18 protein-coding genes and 1 pseudogene are annotated in these 13,418 nt (G+C 57.9%); 7 read left to right on the top strand and 12 right to left on the bottom strand.

The window, feature by feature from the left end:
- Positions 1-52: 52 nt before the first annotated feature.
- The gene (locus tag KK102_RS01950) at positions 53-1,111 is read left to right on the top strand and encodes an ABC transporter substrate-binding protein (protein ID WP_126544602.1); all 1,059 of its coding nucleotides are present in this window, start codon (positions 53-55) and stop codon (positions 1,109-1,111) included.
- Here the strand turns inward: KK102_RS01950 and KK102_RS01955 are convergent.
- Together KK102_RS01955 and KK102_RS01960 are read right to left on the bottom strand one after the other, a co-directional pair.
- Positions 1,108-2,052: a LysR family transcriptional regulator gene (locus KK102_RS01955; protein ID WP_216356830.1), complete on the bottom strand. Its 945-nt coding sequence runs from the start codon at positions 2,050-2,052 to the stop codon at positions 1,108-1,110. The genes KK102_RS01950 and KK102_RS01955 overlap by 4 nt on opposite strands.
- A gap of 68 nt (positions 2,053-2,120) precedes the next feature.
- A complete protein-coding gene (locus KK102_RS01960) occupies positions 2,121-3,053 on the bottom strand; it encodes a LysR family transcriptional regulator (RefSeq protein WP_216356831.1) in 933 nt (310 codons plus the stop codon).
- 97 nt (positions 3,054-3,150) lie between these two features.
- On the opposite strand from KK102_RS01960, the gene KK102_RS01965 reads away from it, so the two are divergent.
- Positions 3,151-3,585, top strand: a complete 435-nt coding sequence (locus KK102_RS01965; RefSeq protein WP_126544599.1) for a DMT family transporter — start codon at positions 3,151-3,153, stop codon at positions 3,583-3,585.
- A gap of 4 nt (positions 3,586-3,589) precedes the next feature.
- Complete coding sequence (locus KK102_RS01970) at positions 3,590-4,048, top strand: DMT family transporter (protein WP_216356832.1); 459 nt, start codon at positions 3,590-3,592, stop codon at positions 4,046-4,048.
- Here the strand turns inward: KK102_RS01970 and KK102_RS01975 are convergent.
- The 8 genes from KK102_RS01975 to KK102_RS02010 are packed head-to-tail and all read right to left on the bottom strand — an operon-like array spanning position 4,045 to position 9,925.
- Positions 4,045-4,578, bottom strand: a complete 534-nt coding sequence (locus KK102_RS01975) for a DUF3833 domain-containing protein (RefSeq protein WP_216356833.1) — start codon at positions 4,576-4,578, stop codon at positions 4,045-4,047. The two genes, KK102_RS01970 and KK102_RS01975, sit on opposite strands and share 4 nt — an antisense overlap.
- On the bottom strand, positions 4,575-5,099 hold the full coding sequence (locus KK102_RS01980; protein ID WP_216356834.1) for a hypothetical protein: 525 nt from the start codon (positions 5,097-5,099) through the stop codon (positions 4,575-4,577). Before KK102_RS01980 ends, KK102_RS01975 begins: the two co-directional genes overlap by 4 nt.
- Entirely contained in the window at positions 5,096-5,581 is a 486-nt protein-coding gene (locus tag KK102_RS01985) for a DUF2878 domain-containing protein (protein ID WP_216356835.1), read from the bottom strand. Before KK102_RS01985 ends, KK102_RS01980 begins: the two co-directional genes overlap by 4 nt.
- Entirely contained in the window at positions 5,578-6,798 is a 1,221-nt protein-coding gene (locus KK102_RS01990; RefSeq protein WP_126544594.1) for an SAM-dependent methyltransferase, read from the bottom strand. The genes KK102_RS01985 and KK102_RS01990 overlap by 4 nt, the downstream gene beginning before the upstream one ends.
- Complete coding sequence (locus KK102_RS01995; RefSeq protein WP_216356836.1) at positions 6,795-7,517, bottom strand: DUF1365 domain-containing protein; 723 nt, start codon at positions 7,515-7,517, stop codon at positions 6,795-6,797. The genes KK102_RS01990 and KK102_RS01995 overlap by 4 nt, the downstream gene beginning before the upstream one ends.
- A gap of 1 nt (position 7,518) precedes the next feature.
- Positions 7,519-8,778, bottom strand: a complete 1,260-nt coding sequence (locus KK102_RS02000; protein ID WP_216356837.1) for an NAD(P)/FAD-dependent oxidoreductase — start codon at positions 8,776-8,778, stop codon at positions 7,519-7,521.
- Positions 8,775-9,494, bottom strand: coding sequence for an SDR family NAD(P)-dependent oxidoreductase (locus tag KK102_RS02005; RefSeq protein WP_126544591.1), 720 nt, complete (start codon positions 9,492-9,494; stop codon positions 8,775-8,777). Before KK102_RS02005 ends, KK102_RS02000 begins: the two co-directional genes overlap by 4 nt.
- Positions 9,491-9,925: a nuclear transport factor 2 family protein gene (locus KK102_RS02010; protein WP_216356838.1), complete on the bottom strand. Its 435-nt coding sequence runs from the start codon at positions 9,923-9,925 to the stop codon at positions 9,491-9,493. Before KK102_RS02010 ends, KK102_RS02005 begins: the two co-directional genes overlap by 4 nt.
- Before the next feature lie 261 nt (positions 9,926-10,186).
- On the opposite strand from KK102_RS02010, the gene KK102_RS02015 reads away from it, so the two are divergent.
- Positions 10,187-10,384, top strand: a complete 198-nt coding sequence (locus tag KK102_RS02015) for a hypothetical protein (RefSeq protein ID WP_042715285.1) — start codon at positions 10,187-10,189, stop codon at positions 10,382-10,384.
- 1 nt (position 10,385) lies between these two features.
- Positions 10,386-11,156, top strand: a complete 771-nt coding sequence (locus KK102_RS02020) for a hypothetical protein (protein WP_126544589.1) — start codon at positions 10,386-10,388, stop codon at positions 11,154-11,156.
- Between the two features lie 36 nt (positions 11,157-11,192).
- Here the strand turns inward: KK102_RS02020 and KK102_RS22170 are convergent.
- Together KK102_RS22170 and KK102_RS02025 are read right to left on the bottom strand one after the other, a co-directional pair.
- A pseudogene (locus tag KK102_RS22170) lies at positions 11,193-11,327 on the bottom strand (VOC family protein); the annotation flags it as partial.
- A gap of 31 nt (positions 11,328-11,358) precedes the next feature.
- Positions 11,359-11,937 (bottom strand): TetR/AcrR family transcriptional regulator, encoded by a 579-nt coding sequence (locus KK102_RS02025; protein ID WP_126544588.1) that lies wholly within the window; start codon positions 11,935-11,937, stop codon positions 11,359-11,361.
- A 103-nt stretch (positions 11,938-12,040) separates the two neighbouring features.
- On the opposite strand from KK102_RS02025, the gene KK102_RS02030 reads away from it, so the two are divergent.
- On the top strand, positions 12,041-12,508 hold the full coding sequence (locus KK102_RS02030; RefSeq protein WP_063942514.1) for a nuclear transport factor 2 family protein: 468 nt from the start codon (positions 12,041-12,043) through the stop codon (positions 12,506-12,508).
- Between the two features lie 274 nt (positions 12,509-12,782).
- The gene (locus KK102_RS02035; RefSeq protein WP_216356839.1) at positions 12,783-13,397 is read left to right on the top strand and encodes a TetR/AcrR family transcriptional regulator; all 615 of its coding nucleotides are present in this window, start codon (positions 12,783-12,785) and stop codon (positions 13,395-13,397) included.
- Positions 13,398-13,418: the final 21 nt, after the last annotated feature.

Consider the following 13,418-nt stretch of genomic DNA (forward strand, 5'->3'; position numbering starts at 1 on the left):
GCGGGCCGGGCGGCTCATTAGGGTGAGAAAAAACACATTGGAGTAACTTGTTATGATGAAAGCATTTTTTAGTCGCGCTTTGCTGCCGCTGGTGGCCGCCCTCGCCCTGATGGGAAACGCCAGCGCCGAAGCGCTGCACGCCATTCGTATCGGCGTGCCGGATCAAAGTGCGGGCAGTAAGCCCTTTATTGAGGGCCCGGTCGGCATGGCCTACATCCGCCACCAGCTTGAGGCGGTGTTCAAACCTCAGGGCGTAGAAATCCAGTGGCAGTTCTTTAAGGGCGCGGGTCCGGCGGTGAATGAAGCGCTGGCTAACCAACAGCTCGATTTTGTCTACCTTGGCGATCTGGCGGCCATCATCGGCAAAGCGAACGGCCTTCCCACGCGCCTGCTGCTGGGCAGCCGCGGGTCGGACTCTTACCTCGCGGTCACACGCGCCTCGGGCATTAAAACCCTGGCGGATTTAAAGGGTAAACGGGTCGCGGTCTATCGCGGTACGGCGGACCAGCTGGCGTTCGACCGCGCCCTGCAAACCGTCGGGCTTACGGAAAGAAACCTGCAGGTCATTAATCTCGACTGGAATGCCGGAAAAGCGGCGCTGGCGGCGGGCCGCGTGGATGCCGTCTGGGGCGGCGTGTCTCTTCTGGCGTTGCGGGGCGATAAGATCGACGTGGTGGTGAAGAGCGGCGATTCCGGTCGCCAGAACACCACGCAGGCGGGGTTCCTTGGGACACAAACCTTTATTGACGCCTGGCCGCAGGCGACGCAGCAGATTATCGACGTGCTGGTGAAGAACGCGGCAGAAATCAGCGATCCGAACAACCGTGAAGCCTGGTCGGCGGAAATGGCACAGCAAAGCCAAATCCCCAGGGCGCTGTTCCTGGAGGAGCTGCAGCCGCAGGATCTTAACTTCACCACCTCACCGCGCATCGATCCCTTTCTGACCGACAGCTTTACCAACAGCGTTGAACAGGCGCATTCGGGCCGTCTGATCCGCAGCGCCTTTAGTACCAAAGAGTGGGTTGACGGCTCCTTCGTCGAGCAGGCCCTGAAAGCGCAAAAGCTGGAAAACCACTGGCCGCAGTACTCGCCTCAGGGCCAGCCGCTTTAACTCCCCTCCTCCTGCGCCAGCAGCTGATTCTGATGCTGGCGGTCGGCATGGAGGATCGTCTCAATCATCTTTTCCACCAGCGGCGGCTGGGTAGCATGGACCGGGGAAATAATGGCAAACCGGGTCTGCATCAGCCGCCACTCTTCCGGCAGGTCGCATATCTCCAGCTTCACCAGCCGGTGGCTGTGCTGGCACAGCGCAAAGCCATCCTCGCTGGCGAAGCTTATCGCGTGGGTATAGGCGAGCGTTGAGAGCAGCGCATAGACGTGATCGCACTGGATCGCGGGGGTAAAATCCTGCTGCTGGCTGAGGGTAGCCAGCACCTTGCGCACGCCCGGCGGTAAATAGGGTGCCGCAAAGGGGTAACGCAACAGCGCCTGTACGGATACGATGCCCTGCTGCGCCAGCGGGTGGTCGGCATGGCAGATAAAGAAGCAGCGCTGCGGGCTGAGCGGCTGCACCCGCAGCTGGGGATCCAGCTCCGCCTGCCAGCTATCGGCCACGACAAATGGATAATGCTGCGTGGTCAGCGCCTGATGCAGCGTAAACCAGTTGTCGATCTGAAAGCGTACCTTCGCCTGCGGCATGCTGCGATGAAACGCCCCCACCGCGGCGGGGATCAGGCGGGCAGCCGGGGCCGGACCGCAGCCGAACGTCACTTCGCCGGTCTGCGCCTCCTCAGCTTCGCGCATCTGGCTGCTGAGCTCAACGTTCAGCTCCTGAAACCGTCGGGCGTAGGGCAGCAGCGTTTGGCCGTGCTGCGTCAGGGTGGCCAGCTTGCTTTGCCGGTCAAATAACGGATGCCCGACGCTCTGCTCCAGCGCCTGAATGCTGCGGCTAAAAGCCGACTGCGAGAGGCACACCGCCTCTGCCGCGCGATTAAAACTGCCGTATTCAACCAGCGCGACGAAGTTGCGCAGTTGGCGAAAATCAAGATGCATAGGCCAGGATTATCCTTTTACGTTTTCGCTACAGTAAGGGATAGCGGCCAGGTCGCGCAATCGCGGGTTCATCTTTGCCAGTACGGCGGCGTGCCGAACCGCTCCACGTAATAATCGATCACCGCCCTGACGTTAAGGGGCGGATGACGCGCGTTCGGGTAGATCGCCGCGATGGTCTGCGGCTCGGTGTTGATCGAACATTCATGATCCGGCAGAAGCGACACCAGCTCGCCGCTGTTTAGCCTTTCGCTCACCAGCCAGTCGGGGAACAGCACGATCCCCATTCCGCCCAGCGCGGCAATCAGCAGCGTTTCGGCGTTGTTGGAGGTCATCAGCGGCGCAACGGGATAGTGAACCCACGCCGCATTTGGACGGCGAATGAGCCAGCGGTTAGGCCCGGACGATCCGCGATAGACAAGGCAGCGGTGATGCGTCAGATCCTCCGGCACATCGGGCGCACCGTGTTGTTGCAGATAGGACGGCGATGCCGCCAGATGATACAGCTGCTGCCCGAGCACCCGGGCGTGAAAAGAGGAGTCCGTCAGCGTGCCGATGCGGAACAGCACGTCGGCGGCGTCCCGGTGAGGGTCGATAAAGTCGTCGGTGAGGGTCAACTCAAGATTGAGCCGGGGGTAGCGCGTCGACAGCCCCGCCAGGCCAGGGGCTACGTGCCGCTGTCCAAAAAATACCGGGCAGTTAATGCGAATGAGCCCAGTTGGCTCGAGGGATCGCTCGTCCAGCTCCCGGCGCGCCTCGTCAAGACTTCCTGCCATCGCCCGGGCGTAGCGGATAAAGAGATTCCCGCTTTCCGTCGGGATCACGGCCCGCGTATTGCGATAAAAAAGCTGCTGGCCGAGCGCGTCCTCAAGCTGGTGGATCACGCGTGAAACCTGCGAGGCGGAGATCCCTTCCCGCCGCGCAACCACGGAGAAATTCTGCGATTCATAAACCGCGATAAAGATCAGCAGCGCGCGAATGCTGATATTTCCGGCATCGATCATTAGTGCATTTCCTGCAATGGTGTTTCCTGCATTATGGCATTTTTCTCACTGCTGATACCCCGTATTCTTCGTCGCCTGGACAACAAGAGAGTGAGCTATGCAACTTATTTTAATTTTCCTGGTGATTGCTGGCGGGATGGGGCTGTCCGTAGAGGCGGGACTGCTGGGACCGCTAGGGGGCGAAGTGGGTGATTTGTGGGCCACGTTCAGTATCTTCGGCGTGGGTGCCGCGCTGACGTTTCTGCTGATGCTGTTTTTCAGCCCGCGCAACAGTCCGTCATTTTTTACACTGCCGTCCTGGCAACTGCTCGGCGGAGTGCTCGGCCCCGTGTACGTGGTCATTCTGACCGTTGCAACACCCGCTATCGGCATCGCGATGACCATGATTGGCATTCTGGCCGGTCAGGTGTTTAAAAGCCTGATCATCGATCACTTTGGTCTGCTGGGTACGCCACACAGGAAGATAAACGCAAAACGCATCGTGGCGCTGGTTTTTATTATTGCCGCACTGGTTCTGGTGGCACAGGGGTAAGCGCATGACACTGATGATGATTCTACTGGCCGTCTGCGGCGGCGCGACGCTGAGCATTCAGGCCGCGATAAACGGGCAGCTCGGCAGCAGCGTGGGCGTATTTAAAAGCGCGTTTTTGACGTTTTCCGTCGGCGCGCTGGTGACCGCCCTGCTCATTTTCTTCTTTGAGCCTAAGCCGGCGGTCACGCTGCTGGACGTGCCGAAATGGCAGCTCCTCGGCGCGATGTTTGGCGTGCCCTATATTGTGATAATGGTGCTCGCCGTACAGCGGATCGGCACCGCCGTCGCCACGGTAGCGGTGATCTTCGGCCAGCTCACCATGAGCATGCTGATTGATAACTTTGGCTGGCTGGGGAATGCCGCCATTCCGTTTTCGCTGAGCCGACTGGGCGCGGTAGTCTGCCTTGGGATCGCCTTGTACTTCATCTACTCCAGCAGCAAAACCGGCAGCATCCGCGACTAAGCCGGGGACTTACGGGTAAAGAACAGCGTCACCGTGGCGACGGTGACGCCAAATTTCTTCATCTCGGTTTTATTGAACAGATGGGCCTCATCCTGCAGGTACATCCAGTCGTCAAAGTGCAGCAACCAGGTTTTGCCGTTGGCCTCCACGCTCATGCTGTAATGCCAGTTAAAGGCGTTGCCTGCGGCCTGCCCCGTAGCAACCCCTTCAATATCCCCCGCCGTTCCCTCGTAGCGATCGTTCCCCAGGCGCCGGATGTGCCAGACGCGCTGCTGTTTTTCACCATCGTCGTAAACAAAGCGTTCGTTGAGCGTCAGCGTATCGCCAATCACATCCCCGGCGATCTCAACGTGAAAGCGGCGGATCTGCTTCCCGCTGCGATCCTGCACCATGCCCCACGCTTCGGTTTTCCCCTGGAAGTAATGGAAGATATCAAGCCGCGGCTGCTGCTGGCGGTACTCCGTTACCTCCGTGCTGCAGCCTGCCAGCAGCATCGTGAGCGCCAGCGCCAGGGTCAGGAAACGTTTCATTTTTGGCCTCCGATTAACTGCTGACGCAGTTCAGGGTATTGCGTGCGGGGATCGAGCCAGATGGCCAGAAAGCGCGTACTGAACGCCGCTGGCTGCGCTGGCCCCAGTGGAGTGAAACCTGTCTGCGCGTCAGGCGCGCGGTACCAGAACTGTCCCTGCTGATTTTTAAGCACAAACGCCAGCTGCGCGCCTGCCTTGACGTCCGGCCAGAGCGATTCCAGCCGGTGAAGCCATGCTTCGCTCAGCGGCTCCTGCTGCAAAATTCCCTGCGCCTGCCACTGATCGCGCGTCGCTTCAACCAGATCCTTACGGTCGATGTCGCGCGCATAGGTAATGATCAGCGCCTGATCTCTGTTTTCGCCGGCGTAGCGTCCATCGGGCGTCAGCAGCTGCGAGGTATAGACGGTGAAGGGCCCCCAGGTGAGCGTGGCGCTGCCTACTTTGCGCCAGCTTAGCCAGTCAGCGGCGTTCGCGACCGGTACGGTAAAGGTCAGACAGATTAGCATCAGCAGGGTTTTCATTGTTGTCTCCCCATCAGCAGGTGGAAAAACAGCATTAATACCAGCCAGCCCGGCGCCATCCAGCTGACGACGATAAAATCAGGTTCCAGGAACGTAATAGCCCCCAGCCGCTCGCCGATAAGGTACGCCACGGGCCCGCCGACGGTCGCCAACAGCGTTAAGATCCAGCCCGGTAAGGTAGTGGTGCACGTCAGTCGGGTCCAGACGGTGGCGAACGTCAGCCACAGCGCCACCATCCACAGGGGCATCAGCGAGTCGCCCGTGAAGGCGATAAGCCCCGTCACCGCCCAGAGAGCGTCCAGCAGGCTGCCTGCCGCCGCCAGCAAAATGGCGTAAATACGGTGTGCAGGCGACAGCATCAGGCAGGCAAGGATCGCCAGCGCGAGCCAGACGACCAGCCCCCGCTCGCGAAACAGCACCACCAGCGTCCAGTAGAGATCGAACGCAATCGCCATCAGGAACACCTGCATGTAACGTCTCATACGCGTTCCGCTGTCAGCTGCACCACGCTGATGGTGCGGGCGTTAAACCCGGCTTCGCAGTAGCCGAAGTAGTAGAGCCACATCCGGCGGAAACGTTCGTCAAAGCCGAGCGTTTCAATCTCCTGCCAGGCGTGGACAAAGCGCTGCCGCCAGTGAGCCAGCGTGCGGGCGTAGTCCGGCCCCATGTCGAAGAGGTTGCGCAACACAAAATCGGTGTGGCGCGTCATCAATTCGTTCATGGCGGTGACGCTCGGCAAAAAGCCGCCGGGGAAAATGTAGCGCTGAATAAAGTCGACGCTTTTGCTGTAGTCGCGGTAGCGCTGGTCCTGAATGGTGATGGCCTGAATCGCCATCCGTCCCCCCGGGCGCAGCCGCGCCTGGCAGGTACGGAAGAACGTGGGCAGATAGCGTTGCCCGACGGCTTCAATCATCTCTATCGACACCAGCTTGTCGTACTGCCCGGTAAGGTCGCGATAGTCGCAGAGCAGCACCTCAACGCGATCCTGCAACCCGGCGCGGGCGATGCGCTCGGTCGCCCAGATATATTGCTCCTGCGACAGCGTGGTGGTGGTGACCCGACAGCCGTAGTGACGGGCCGCGTATTCCGCCATCGCTCCCCAGCCGGTGCCAATTTCCAGCAGGTGGTCACTCGCGTTAAGCGCCAGCTGGTCGCACAGACGCGCCATTTTGGCCTGCTGAGCTGCAGTAAGATCCTGCTCGTCAGCGGTAAACAGCGCGCTGGAATAGAGCAGCTCCTGATCCAGAAAGTGGGCATAAAAGGTGTTGCCCAGATCGTAATGGGCGGCAATATTTTCCCGCGCCTGCGCGCGGGAGTTACGCCGCGTCCAGTGGCGCAGCCGCTCCAGCGGCCTGCCGAGCAGGCGGAAACCATTCTCCAGACGGCCAAGCACCTTGCCGTTGAGCGCCAGCAGCTCCAGAAGCGGCGTCAGGTGCGGGGTCTCCCATTCGCCGTCCATCCAGGCCTCTGCCGCCGCCAGGCTGCCGCCCGTTAAGATGCGCCAGTAAAGCCCAGGCGAGAGGATCTGCACGTCGGCATGCAGCGCGGCAGATGCCTCACCAAAGTGAAAGGTTTGCGCCCCTTCACGCAGCGTCAGCGAGCCGCCGCGTATGCCGCTTAGCAGCCTAAAAAGCAGCCAGCGCGCGATGCGGACGTTGCGCGGGATATCGGGTTCTAGCGCAAAGACGGGATCGGTCATGAGCGTTCACTCCTGCTGACGGGATGGTTATACAGCGGCACGCGCTTGAGCCACAGCCGCAGCGCCTGCCAGTAAATGGCGAAAACGGTTTTCAGGGTCATCAGCGGGATGCGCAGCAGCAGCGAACGCAGCGCCGGACGGGTCAGCTGCTCCCGACGAAGCGCCAGCGTGGCGTCAAAGACCTTCGCTTCCTGATGATTTTCAATGTGCATATGCAGCGTGTTGTCCGGGTTGTTGAAGCGCCAGTGGTAGACCATGTCCATCGGGTTGAAGGGCGAAACGTGAAACGCTTTCTCCGTGGGCCGGGCATTCTGCCCGTCTACCGCATAGTAATGCCGCTCGTTCCACGGCGTGTTGCGCACTTCGGCGAGCACCCAGCGAAGCGCATTCTGCTGGTCATAGCAGTAGTAAAAATTGACCGGATTAAAATGGAACCCGAAGTAGCGCAGCTGCGTCAGGAGCATGACCCGCCCCTGCGGACGTTCCCCGGTCAGGCTCTCCAGCCTGCTCAGCACGTTCTCCTTGAGCGGCGTCCCCAGCGGATAGTCCGCGTCGTGGAACGAGGCGGCGGCCATGCGGTTACGGCGTACGCCGACCGAGGGCAATGTTTCCAGCTCATCGAGATCCAGCCAGGCCATAAAGACGCTGTAGCTGAATGCGTGGGTTTTCGGCTGGAGGCGGCGGTGGCGCAGTACGCCGTGGTAAAGGCAGCTGTTCATCTCAGTACCCCTCCACGGCGGCTATCGCATTGACCACGTCCAGCGCGCTGCGCACGCCATCTTCATGAAAACCGTTGTACCAGTACGCTCCGCAGAACCAGCTCCGTCGATGACCGTTAATCTCCCCGCGACGCGCCTGCGCGCGCCAGCTTTGAGGGTTGAACAGCGGGTGTTCATAGATAAAGCGCTTCAGAACGAAACGTTCATCCACCGGCGTTTCAGGATTCAGCGTGACGCAGAACAGCGGACTCCCCTCGGGCAGCCCCTGCAAAATGTTCATGTTGTAAGTGACGCAGGCGCTGGCCTGGTCACGTTCACTCAGGCGATAGTTCCAGCTCGCCCACGCGCGCTCGCGCACCGGCAGCCAGCGTCTGTCGCTGTGTAACAGCACCTCGTTGCGCTGCCAGCCGATATCGCCCAGCACGGCACGTTCTGCAGGCGTCGGCTCGTCCAGCATCGCCAGCGCCTGCCCGGAATGGCAGGCAAAAATCACCTGATCGAAGGTATGGCTGTCGTTTTCAAGCTGAAGCGTGACCCCGTGCTCGTGGCGGCTCACCCGCTGCACCGGCGAATTGAGATGCACGTTCAGACGGTCGCCCAGCTTGTCGAGCATGGCGCGGATGTACTCCCGCGAGCCGCCGGGGACAACGTACCACTGCGGACGATGGGTAATATCCAGCAGGCCGTGATGCGCAAAGAAGCGCAGGAACAGCGGCAGCGGAAAGCGTCTCATCTCCTGAAGCGACGAGGACCAGATCGCGGCGCCCATCGGCAGAATGTAATGGCGTGCAAAAAACGGCGTGAAACCGTGCTGTTCCAGAAACGTCTCCAGCGTGGCGTTCGGGTCCACCTCCCCGTCCAGCGCCTGTTTTGCCAGACGATTGAAGCGGACGATCTCCCCCAGCAGCCGCCAGAATGCCGGGTTCACCAGGTTTCGGCGCTGGGCAAACAGCGACGTCAGCGTGTGTCCGTTGTACTCCAGGCCGGACTGCGGGTTGTGCACAGAGAAGCTCATCTGCGTTTTTTGGCCGCTGATGCCCAACTCGCTGAGCAGGCCCATGAAGCGCGGATAAGTACGGTCGTTGTAGACGATAAACCCGGTGTCGATGGCCCAGGTCCCCTGGGACGTGGAGACGTCAACCGTCGCGGTGTGTCCGCCCGGCGTTGCGCCCGCTTCAAACAGGGTGACCTGATGATGGCCCGCCAGACGCCAGGCGCAGGTCAGCCCGGCAATACCGCTGCCGATAATCGCGATCTTCATGAGCGCACCATCCTGCGCAGCAGCGCGTTCTGGATCAGGGTCGGAAGCCGTGAGAGCAGCCGCAGGATCAGGCCGAATCCGGAAGGGAACGCGATATGGTTTTTATTTTTCGCCAGCCCGGCGCGTATTGCATTCACGGCCTCGTCAACGGTCACTCTGCCCGGCATGGCAAAATCATTTTTTTGGGTCAGCGGCGTATCCACAAACCCCGGAGAAACCACGGTTACGCCAATGCCTTTCGGCTCCCAGTCCAGACGCAGCGTGTCGGCGAACCAGGTGAGCGCGGCTTTGGACGCTCCGTAGGCTTCGGCTCGCGGAAAATGAAGCCAGTGCGCCATCGAACTGACCAATACCACGCGATGACCCGCAGCCAGCTGCGGCTGTAGCGCGGCGAGGCAGTTGACCGGGCCGAGGAAATTGGTCTTCATCACCCGCTCCACCAGCGCGGCATCCACCACGCCACGATCGAGGTATTCACAGGTCCCGGCGCAGAGGATCGCCAGTTCGGCGTTACAGTCCTTCAATGCCTGGCAACAGGCGTCCCTGTCTGTCATATCGAAGCGGCGCACCGTGATGTTCGGACTGTGCAGCTGGAGGGCGTCCAGACGCGACGCATCGCGCCCGCAGGCAATCACCTGGTAGCCGTCCGCGGCAAAGGATTTCGCCAGCCCGGCCCCAATGCCCGAGCTGGCACCGGTAATGAGCACCGTTTTCATGATTTGACCCTCCGCTTCACGCCGCGTACCGCCCAGCCCAGCAGAGGAAGGTGTTCGTAGATCATCTCCCCCGCGTCGTAGTAGTCGCGCTGACGCGTGATGAGATCGTTTTCCGTGTCCACCACTGAACACCCCGGCAGGTCAAGCGGCTCCCCCCCGGCAATGCGCGGGTGCGACCAGTGCATTGTCCAGGTGACGACAAACCGGCGTTCGCTCAGAAGGGGGGCATCAATGGTAAAACGGCAGTTTTCGACATTTGCCAGCAAATGGGTGAAATAACGCTGGAGCGCAAAAAACCCGTTGTGTTCGCCAAACGGATCGACAAGCGTGGCATCCGGATGATAAAGCCCCGCCAGCGCCGACGGCGGCTGAGCGTCCAACGTGGCGTAGTAATCAACAAACCGACTGACAATGGAGGGCAACGTGCTCATGGGTCACATCCTGGCGGCAAACAACGTGGCGTAATCGCATAATTAAAACTTACACAATTAACGTTACTTGTCCAAGTTTGTGCGAATTTATTTTTTATTAATCATAAATATCAATAAGTTGAAAGCTCATTTACTTGAAGATTTTGTGGGCCGGGTAAGGCGTAACCGCCACCCGGCTTTCACTCACTTTCAGGTTATCCTTAAGGCAAACTCGCCACCCTTCTTCCAGGCTTATCCTTTTTATTCATAAGGATGCCTGACATGAAACGCTTCTTTCTCTCCCTTTTCTCCAGCCCTGAGTCATTGCTCCAGGTAATGAGCCAGCAGGAAATCATTGAAGCCGTAGAAGATGGCGATCGCATCATTATCGACCAGGACGGGAACGCTTCGGTGAACTACAAAAGCAACGAGGTACGGCAGGATTTTCTGCGTCACGTCGACGCGCTGAAGAGGGCCTGATATGGGAACGGCAATCTTTATGGTGCTGATGGTGTGCGGGTACTGGTACACCAGCCGCGATCTGTCCACCCGCTTCAAAATCAAGCGTTCCTTCGGCTGGGACGTCTATTTTCTCGTGGCGCTTTACGGCTGTATTTTTGTTCTTCAGGGCGTGATTGCCACCGGTCTGCTCTGGCTACTCCTGCTCTCCCTTTCCGCCGCCAATAACGCTTTTCACTTTGCCTCACCGAAATATACCGACTGGCAAATCGACTTTATGAACTGGAGCTTTTTAGGCATCCAGGCGCCGGTGGTCGTGATGCTGGCGTTTGCCATCCTGTTTTGCCTCTACCGCTCTAACTGGGCAGGCAGTGCCAGGCTGGACGGTGAAGGCAGGAAAAAGCTCTACAAGCGGCTCGCCCAGTCAAGCGGTATTGAACAGGTGCTCTATCAGTGCATGGAGGAAGGCGAGCTGGCGCAGGTGTCGCTCAGGTCGGGGCGGATTTACATCGGCATGATCCACACCGCCACGCTGGAGTACGAAAAAACGGCCAATATCGTGCTGATCCCCATGTTAAGCGGCTATCGCGACGAGAAGACGATGAATCTGCGCATCGAAAATAACTACAGCAGGTGGTATGACGAACACGATATTACGCTGGATTCAGACCCGCGAAGCGCAATGGATTTCCGCAAGGTCATTCTGCTCAACCAGATTGAGAGCATCTCGCTGTTCGACCCCGCGAGTGCCAGCGCGCTTGAGATGGCGCAGCGGGACGAGTGCTCGTCCTAAAGAGATATTCCCATATGATCCGCTTCACGCGTGGGCTACCCAGCGCTTACCCGGCTGTGGCGTATCCTCGACGAGGGTAAAGCCCAGCTTGTGCGTTTAAGAATCAATAGCGCGATCGTAGCCAACAACTACAATAGCCACGCAACCAAGACATCGTTTCTGTGTTCTCATTTTTGTTTCATTTGCATAGGGCAGAGGAATATCACTGACCGGTCAGTTTCTCCAAGCCCGTCTTTAACGCTTTTACCACCCTTTCTGGATCCATACCCATTTGCGCATGAATAATAGCGCCGTCAATGAGCATCATCATGTCATTGACGGTCTCTTCATCATTTATACCGGTGAGCGTGACGATTGTTTTCTTTGTCTCTGACTTATGGTCCCGGCATATCTCTTTTATTTCACTTTCAATATCTTCCGATTTAGCCTCTGCACTGGCATTAATAAACGCGCAGCCGTGGAACTCGGGCGAAATAAACCATTCGTAAAGCGTTGCAGATATCGCATCAGAAGGTATTTCGCCTTCGTCAAGATGTCGGCGCAGCGTAGTCTCAAACCAGCTAATCCATATTTCATGCCGATAGTGTAAATAGGCGAGAATAAGTAAACTTTTACTCGGAAAATGGCGATAAAAAGTCACCTTGGTCACTTTCGACGCTTTAATCAGCGTATCCACCCCCGTCGCCCTGAAGCCTGTGGAATAAAACAGATCGTGCGCCGTGAGTAATATCTTATCTCTGACGCTAATTTTAGTATCGTTGCCTGCGGGTTCTGTTTTCATTTTTTAGTAGCCTCAAAACGGAGGTTGACAGCGTTATTTTACAGGCATAGATTACCGCAAGTAGACAGACCTGTCTACATCATATAACCCAGAGGTAATCGCAATGAATACACGTCCTCCTTTACCGCCCTTCACCCGTGAAAGCGCTATCGAAAAAGTCAGACTGGCAGAAGATGGCTGGAACAGCCGCGACCCGGCGAAAGTCGCGCTCGCCTATACGCTCGATACCCAATGGCGCAACCGCGCAGAATTCGCGACCAACCGTGAAGAAGCCCAGGCGTTTCTGGCGCGGAAATGGAAAAAAGAGCTGGATTATCGTCTGATTAAAGAGCTCTGGGCATTTACGGATAACCGAATCGCGGTGCGCTATGCCTATGAATGGCATGATGATTCCGGCAACTGGTTCCGTTCATACGGTAATGAAAACTGGGAGTTTGAGCCGGACGGACTGATGAAGCGCCGTTTTGCCTGCGTAAACGATATGCCGATAAAAGAATCAGAGCGACTGTTCCACTGGCCGCTGGGAAGACGTCCGGACGATCACCCCTCTCTGAGCGATCTGGGCTTATAGCTTTATTAAGAGATAGCGCCTATTTCAGGCGTGGCCTCAGGGCTACCCTATGCGTCTCGGGCCGCGATGGTTTTGCGGCCTCCCCTCCCCATTAAAGCGCATCGACACAAGGCTGGCACTGTCATATAGATGCCATTGCGCGCGAAAAACAGTGATACACTTACCCCATCTGATTTATCGTCCCGTCTGAAGGGTTCATGACGAAAACGCATGTAACCAAATCACAAAATGGTCACTCGTTGTCATTCGAAGCCTGTCACGCTAAGCTTAAAAAATGACTAAAAATTTGAACGTCCCAGTTACGCGTGGTCCACTTGACCACTCCGTCCGAGAGCAGATCGTCGAAGCGGCCTTTGAGCACTTCGGTCACTACGGCTATGAAAAAACCACCGTGGCAGAGCTTGCTAAATCCATCGGCTTTTCAAAGGCCTACATTTATAAATTTTTTGACTCCAAACAGGCTATCGGCGAGGTGATCTGTGCTAACCGCCTGGAACTGATCATGACCGCAGTGCATTCGGCGCTCGCCGATGCGCCCTCCGCCAGCGAGAAAATACGTCGTCTCTTCAGGGCGCTCACCGAGGCGGGAAGCGAACTGTTTTTCCACGATCGTAAGCTCTACGACATCGCCGCCGTTGCCGCGCGCGAAAAATGGCCCTCAACTGAAAGGTACTCAGAACACCTGCTAAAACTGATTGAGAGTATTATTGTTGAAGGCAGGCAGGCCGGGGAGTTCGAAAGGAAAACCCCGCTCGATGAGGCAACGCTCGCGATATATCTGGTGATGTGTCCTTTCATTAACCCCATTCAACTGCAATACAATCTCGAAACCGCCCCCACTGCTGCGATCCTTCTCCCCTCACTGATTTTAAGAAGCCTGGCTCCCTGACTAGTGACCATTGACAATATT

The sequence above is a fragment of the Enterobacter quasimori genome, from assembly GCF_018597345.1.
Taxonomy (GTDB): domain Bacteria; phylum Pseudomonadota; class Gammaproteobacteria; order Enterobacterales; family Enterobacteriaceae; genus Enterobacter; species Enterobacter mori.

Excerpts from the sequence above, each read along its gene's own strand:
- KK102_RS01980 (WP_216356834.1), bottom strand. The coding sequence starts at position 5,099 with ATGAAAACCCTGCTGATGCTAATCTGTCTGACCTTTACCGTACCGGTC.
- KK102_RS01950 (WP_126544602.1), top strand. The coding sequence starts at position 53 with ATGATGAAAGCATTTTTTAGTCGCGCTTTGCTGCCGCTGGTGGCCGCC.
- KK102_RS02025 (WP_126544588.1), bottom strand. The coding sequence starts at position 11,937 with ATGAAAACAGAACCCGCAGGCAACGATACTAAAATTAGCGTCAGAGAT.
- KK102_RS02010 (WP_216356838.1), bottom strand. The coding sequence starts at position 9,925 with ATGAGCACGTTGCCCTCCATTGTCAGTCGGTTTGTTGATTACTACGCC.
- KK102_RS01970 (WP_216356832.1), top strand. The coding sequence starts at position 3,590 with ATGACACTGATGATGATTCTACTGGCCGTCTGCGGCGGCGCGACGCTG.
- KK102_RS02015 (WP_042715285.1), top strand. The coding sequence starts at position 10,187 with ATGAAACGCTTCTTTCTCTCCCTTTTCTCCAGCCCTGAGTCATTGCTC.
- KK102_RS01975 (WP_216356833.1), bottom strand. The coding sequence starts at position 4,578 with ATGAAACGTTTCCTGACCCTGGCGCTGGCGCTCACGATGCTGCTGGCA.
- KK102_RS01995 (WP_216356836.1), bottom strand. The coding sequence starts at position 7,517 with ATGAACAGCTGCCTTTACCACGGCGTACTGCGCCACCGCCGCCTCCAG.
- KK102_RS01990 (WP_126544594.1), bottom strand. The coding sequence starts at position 6,798 with ATGACCGATCCCGTCTTTGCGCTAGAACCCGATATCCCGCGCAACGTC.
- KK102_RS02035 (WP_216356839.1), top strand. The coding sequence starts at position 12,783 with ATGACTAAAAATTTGAACGTCCCAGTTACGCGTGGTCCACTTGACCAC.
- KK102_RS01955 (WP_216356830.1), bottom strand. The coding sequence starts at position 2,052 with ATGCATCTTGATTTTCGCCAACTGCGCAACTTCGTCGCGCTGGTTGAA.
- KK102_RS01965 (WP_126544599.1), top strand. The coding sequence starts at position 3,151 with ATGCAACTTATTTTAATTTTCCTGGTGATTGCTGGCGGGATGGGGCTG.
- KK102_RS02030 (WP_063942514.1), top strand. The coding sequence starts at position 12,041 with ATGAATACACGTCCTCCTTTACCGCCCTTCACCCGTGAAAGCGCTATC.
- KK102_RS02020 (WP_126544589.1), top strand. The coding sequence starts at position 10,386 with ATGGGAACGGCAATCTTTATGGTGCTGATGGTGTGCGGGTACTGGTAC.
- KK102_RS02005 (WP_126544591.1), bottom strand. The coding sequence starts at position 9,494 with ATGAAAACGGTGCTCATTACCGGTGCCAGCTCGGGCATTGGGGCCGGG.
- KK102_RS01985 (WP_216356835.1), bottom strand. The coding sequence starts at position 5,581 with ATGAGACGTTACATGCAGGTGTTCCTGATGGCGATTGCGTTCGATCTC.
- KK102_RS01960 (WP_216356831.1), bottom strand. The coding sequence starts at position 3,053 with ATGATCGATGCCGGAAATATCAGCATTCGCGCGCTGCTGATCTTTATC.
- KK102_RS02000 (WP_216356837.1), bottom strand. The coding sequence starts at position 8,778 with ATGAAGATCGCGATTATCGGCAGCGGTATTGCCGGGCTGACCTGCGCC.